The organism is Streptomyces sp. NPDC058663 (assembly GCF_042716745.1).
In the GTDB taxonomy this organism is placed as follows: domain Bacteria; phylum Actinomycetota; class Actinomycetes; order Streptomycetales; family Streptomycetaceae; genus Streptomyces.
The window spans coordinates 1-4,028 of the sequence record NZ_JBHXRV010000106.1; the positions used below are offsets into that span (position 1 = coordinate 1).

The following is a 4,028-nucleotide window of genomic DNA, read 5'->3' on the forward strand; positions in this document are numbered from 1 at the left end:
GGCCGGAGCACCGCTCCGGCCCCTCCCCCCCCCTGCCTGTCACTCCGGTGCCGGGTCCTTCGGTGGCCGGCCCCGGCGCGGCAGCGGGCCGGTGTTCTTCGGCAGCCGGCCCGAGTCCGTGAGGGACTTGCGCAGCAGGAACTCGATCTGGGCGTTCGCGCTGCGCAGCTCGTCGGAGGCCCAGCGCGCCAGGGCGTCGTACACCTTGGGGTCGAGCCGCAGCAGCACCTGTTTGCGCGGCTCCTTGCGGGCGGCCTGCTTCGGCGGGGCGTCCTCGGTGTCGTCGCTCACTGGTAGAGCGTGCCCGTGTTGATGACCGGCTGGGTGGCGCGGTCGCCGCAGAGCACCACCAGGAGGTTGCTGACCATGGCTGCCTTGCGCTCCTCGTCCAGTTCGACGATGTCCTGTTCGGCGATCCGGCCGAGCGCCTGCTCGACCATGCCCACCGCGCCCTCCACGATCAGCTTCCTGGCCGCCACCACGGCGCCCGCCTGCTGCCGCTGGAGCATCGCGGAGGCGATCTCCGGAGCGTACGCGAGGTGGGTGAAGCGGGACTCGATGATGTGCACACCGGCTGCCTCCACGCGCGCGTGCAGCTCGATGGCGAGCTTCTCGGTGATCTCCTCCGCGTTGCCGCGCAGCGAGAGACCGGCCTCGTCGTGGGCGTCGTAGGGGTACTCGATCGCGATGTGCCGGACGGCTGCCTCGGTCTGCGTGGAGACGAACTCCAGGAAGTCGTCGACCTCGAAGCAGGCCTGCGCGGTGTCCTCGACCCGCCAGACCACGACCGCGGCCAGCTCGATCGGGTTGCCGTACGCGTCGTTGACCTTCAGCACCGCGGTCTCGTGGTTGCGGACCCGGGTGGAGATCTTGTTGCGGGTGGTGAGGGGGTTCACCCAGCGGAGCCCGTCCGTGCGGATGGTGCCCCGGTAACGGCCGAAGAGCTGGACGACCCGCGCCTCGCCCGGCGCGACCATGTTGAGCCCGCTCATCGCGAGGAGCGCGCCGAAGAAGAGCAGGATGCCCAGCGCGATCAGGGTGATCGTCAGGCCCACACTGCCCCCCGCGCCCGCCGCGACGCCGAGCACGATCAGTCCGGCCGCGACGACGACGCCCAGCAGGCCGAGCAGCAGGGCGAGCCCGCCGGCGATGCTGTGCGCCTGGAACTCGGTCACCCGGGGTGCGGGCATCTCGGGCAGGCCGTCCGCGGGATCGACCGCGGGGGGCGTGGGGCCGTGGGTGGAGGTGGTCGACATGAGGGGTCCCCGTTCTCTGTGCGGCGTACGAGCTCTGTGCGGCCTGCGAGGCGATCCGCAGCCGTATCCGCGCGTACATCCGGACGCACGCCGGGCGCAGTCGGGCCCGGCCTCTGCTGGTCTAGCAAAGTGATATCACTTTATCCCGGCGCGGAGCGACTGCATAGAGGTGCAATACGGACGTGTTTCCTCAACTTCCGTCACGCATGGCAACCTTTGGGCCTTGGGGTTCGTCGGTTCCCTGGGGGGAGGTGCTGATTGTCACGTCCGTAAACCACGTGATTGACCCGTTTTTGTCCTAGGTGGCGGTGTTAGCTTTCGGAGCTGACCCGGTGAGTATGGCGAGCGATGACTGAGAGACGGAGCAACTGACCAATGGGCCGTGCGGATGCGCGAAAGGCCCGGCAGCGTGGGTCGCGCCGGGCACCGGGAGAGAGGAGTGGCATACGCCGCTTCTTCACCTTGAAGAAGGTGCTCGGAACGTTCTTCGGGTTCTGCCTGCTGGGAATGGCGGGCTTCATCGCCCTCTACACGCTCACCGAGATCCCGCCGGGCAACGCCTCTGCCAAGACGCAGAGCAACGTCTTCCGGTACAGCGACGGCTCGATCATGGCGCGCACCGGCAGCGGTGAGTACGCACGGGAGAACGTCGCGCTGAAGGACATCCCTCCCAAGGTGCAGAAGACCTTCGTCGCCGCCGAGAACATGTCGTTCTTCGAGGACAGCGGCATCGACTTCAAGGGCACCGCCCGAGGCGTGATCAACACCCTCAGCGGCAAGGGCAAGCAGGGTGGCTCGACGATCACCCAGCAGTACGTGAAGAACTACTACCTCACGCCCGAGCAGACCGTCTCCCGCAAGCTCAAGGAGCTGGTGATCTCGCTCAAGGTGGATCAGAAGTACGACAAGGAGACGATCCTCCTCGGCTACATCAACACCAGCTACTACGGCCGCGGCGCCGCCGGAATCCAGGCCGCCGCGCAGGCCTACTACCGCAAGGACGCCAAGATCCTCACGGTCGAGGAGGGCGCCTACCTGGCGGCCCTGCTCCAGGCGCCCAGCAGCTACGACGTACTGAGCGCGACCCCGACGAACAAGAAGCTCGTCATGGACCGCTGGAACTACGTCCTGGACAACATGGTCAAGATGGGCGAGCTGAACCAGTCCGAGCGGGCCGGGATGAAGTTCCCGTGGCCCAAGCCGGTCCAGCTCTCGCCGGGCCTCAAGGGCCAGACCGGATACATCGTCGAGGCGGCGAAGCAGTACCTGAAGGTGCACGGGAAAAACGTCACCGAGGAGCAGCTCGCGGCCGGCGGCTGGACCATCACGCTCAACATCGACAAGAAGCGCCAGCAGGCCCTGGAGAAGGCCGTCCACCGGCAGCTGGAGTCCAAGCTGGACCGCAAGGGCAACAAGGTCGACGCGACCGTCCAGGCCGGTGCGACCTCCGTCGACCCCAAGACCGGCGCGGTCGTCGCGCTCTACGGCGGCGCCGACTTCCTGACCCACCAGATCAGCAACGCGACCCGCACCGACTACCAGCCCGCCTCCACCTTCAAGCCGTTCGTCTTCGCGGCGGCTCTGGAGAACGGCTCGGAGACCCAGGACGGCCAGCCGATCACCGCCAACACGGTCTACGACGGCACCAGCAGGCGGAAGGTCGTCGGCAGCGAGATCCCGTTCAACCCCCAGAACGAGGACAACCGGAGCTACGGCGACATCACCGTCCAGGAGGCCATGGCCAAGTCCGTGAACTCCGTCTTCGCGCAGATGATCGTGGACGTCGGCGAGGACCTGACGAAGGAGACCGCGATCCGGGCCGGCATGAAGGACCGCGGCGGGTTCGGCGCGACCCCCGCGATGTCGCTGGGCACCATGAGCGCCAACACCATGGACATGGCGGGCGCCTACGCCTCCCTGTCCGCGCACGGCAAGAAGGTCATGCCGTCGATCATCAAGAAGGCCGAGCACAAGGACGTCCCGGACATCGTGCCGGAGAGCATCAGCGACTCCGGCGGCCTCCAGCGGCAGACCGCCGACACCGTCACCTCCGTCCTGCAGAACGTGATGAAGGAGGGCTCGGGCGCCAAGGCCGACAGCGACGAGTACCAGGCGGCCGGCAAGACCGGTACTTCCGAGCAGAACAAGTCGGCCTGGTTCGCCGGGTACACCCCCAAGCTGTCCACCGCGGTCGCCCTCTTCGGCCAGGACCCCAAGACCGGCAAGCAGGTCAGCCTCACCGGCACCGCCCACGCCGGACGTGCCAACGGTGGTGGCTTCCCCGCCCAGATCTGGCGCGACTACACGCTGGGCGCGCTGAACCAGAAGGAGAAGTCGGCCGAGTTCGACCTGGAGGTCAAGGAGGGCGCCGACTTCCGTACGCCGCCCCCCCCGCCGCCGCCCACCACGGCGCCGCCCACGACCCCCGCGGAGACCGAACCGCCGGAGACCACCAAGCCGCCGGAGCACACCCCCGCGCCGCCCCAGCACACCCCCGACCCGCCCAAGCACACCCAGCCCCCGGCGGACGGCGGCCAGAACGGTGAGCAGAACGGCGGCCAGGACGGCGGCCAGAACGGCGGCCCCGGCACCACCGACCCCGACCCCGACCCCGACCCGGGCACCGATCCCGGCACAGGACCGGGCGACGTCGGCGGTGGCGACGCCGGTGTCCCGGGCGGCAACCCGGGAGGCGGCGGCGACAAGCCGTGGCCACCCAAGCAGCCCTAGCGGCGGCCCGGGTACGGAACGCAGAGCGGCGGGCGGCACCTG

3 protein-coding genes are annotated in these 4,028 nt (G+C 68.8%); 1 reads left to right on the top strand and 2 read right to left on the bottom strand.

Features of this window, described 5'->3' with window-relative positions; all coding sequences use genetic code 11:
- Nucleotides 1-39 precede the first annotated feature (39 nt).
- Together ACFWVV_RS37640 and ACFWVV_RS37645 are read right to left on the bottom strand one after the other, a co-directional pair.
- Nucleotides 40-291 (bottom strand): hypothetical protein, encoded by a 252-nt coding sequence (locus ACFWVV_RS37640; protein ID WP_384359122.1) that lies wholly within the window; start codon nucleotides 289-291, stop codon nucleotides 40-42.
- Nucleotides 288-1,256, bottom strand: coding sequence for an SPFH domain-containing protein (locus ACFWVV_RS37645; RefSeq protein WP_384359120.1), 969 nt, complete (start codon nucleotides 1,254-1,256; stop codon nucleotides 288-290). The genes ACFWVV_RS37640 and ACFWVV_RS37645 overlap by 4 nt, the downstream gene beginning before the upstream one ends.
- Nucleotides 1,257-1,631: 375 nt before the next feature.
- On the opposite strand from ACFWVV_RS37645, the gene ACFWVV_RS37650 reads away from it, so the two are divergent.
- Nucleotides 1,632-3,986, top strand: a complete 2,355-nt coding sequence (locus ACFWVV_RS37650) for a transglycosylase domain-containing protein (RefSeq protein WP_384359118.1) — start codon at nucleotides 1,632-1,634, stop codon at nucleotides 3,984-3,986.
- The last annotated feature ends 42 nt before the right edge of the window (nucleotides 3,987-4,028 follow it).

Bases quoted from the DNA above. Each gene is read 5' to 3' on its own strand.
- ACFWVV_RS37645 (WP_384359120.1), bottom strand. From the start codon at position 1,256: ATGTCGACCACCTCCACCCACGGCCCCACGCCCCCCGCGGTCGATCCC.
- ACFWVV_RS37650 (WP_384359118.1), top strand. From the start codon at position 1,632: ATGGGCCGTGCGGATGCGCGAAAGGCCCGGCAGCGTGGGTCGCGCCGG.